We start from the raw sequence: 823 nt of genomic DNA, 5'->3' as shown, positions 1-823 counted from the left end.
ACTCACCAAAGTTAAGACCTGGAAAGTTATTTAAATGGGTATCGGATAAAAGAAGAACAAAGAAAAAGCCAATTAATAGTAGAAACTTAATAGAAGAGGAGAAAAAATCTATTCTAAAGGCCCTGGTGAAGTCTCCAAAGGGAATGAATAGGATAAAAACCATAGAACCTAAGATGACCCAAAACGAGAGCCAAAAGGCATAGCTCTTGCTCTTTATAAAGCGATCAATCATAAAGATAAAAATCCCACTAAGCAGAAAAAAAAGCTCTAAGGCTAGAGATCCAAAGTTTAGACTGAGGGTGACCACAGATATCCCTCCTTAGGGAATATTAGCAAGTATTTTTGATACGGAAGTTTTCATAAAATCTAGGAACGGGTTGGGATAAAGACCGATAAGAAATATCAACAGGACCATAGGTATTAAGGAAAGAAGCTCATTCCATCTCAAAGGAGGAAGGTTAAAAACACCACTAACTGGTTTTTCAAAAAAGACCCTCTGATAGAGCCAGAGCATATAGGCTGCACCAATGATGACCCCTGTAGCTGCAAAGATAACCATGGCTTTATCCTTCATGAAAGCACCCTGTAGAATCAAGAATTCTCCAACAAAGCCGTTGGTTCCAGGAAGCCCAATACTTGCTAAGGTGAAGATCATAAAAAGGGCAGCATAAAGGGGAAAGGTGGTAGCTAAACCACCGTAGTAATTTATAGCTCTGCTATGGGTTCTATCATAGATTACCCCAACACACATAAAGAGTGCCCCGGTGACAATGCCGTGATTGATCATCTGTAGAATTGCTCCATTAATTCCTATGGGGTTAAG

At 39.4% G+C, this 823-nt stretch carries 2 protein-coding genes; one reads left to right on the top strand and one right to left on the bottom strand.

Annotation, left to right across the window (positions count from 1 at the left end):
* On the top strand, positions 1-203 hold a 203-nt coding region (locus N2257_10730; GenBank protein MCX7794859.1), incomplete at its 5' end, for a hypothetical protein.
* Positions 204-319: 116 nt separating this feature from the next.
* On the opposite strand, the gene N2257_10725 is transcribed toward N2257_10730, so the two are convergent.
* The coding region (locus tag N2257_10725; GenBank protein MCX7794858.1) for a proton-conducting transporter membrane subunit at positions 320-823 on the bottom strand (504 nt) is incomplete at its 5' end.

The organism is Thermodesulfovibrionales bacterium, assembly GCA_026417875.1.
Classification (GTDB): Bacteria; Nitrospirota; Thermodesulfovibrionia; order Thermodesulfovibrionales; family CALJEL01; genus CALJEL01.
The sequence above is the reverse complement of the archived record's forward strand: the minus strand, read 5'-3'. Positions and strand labels throughout refer to the sequence as shown.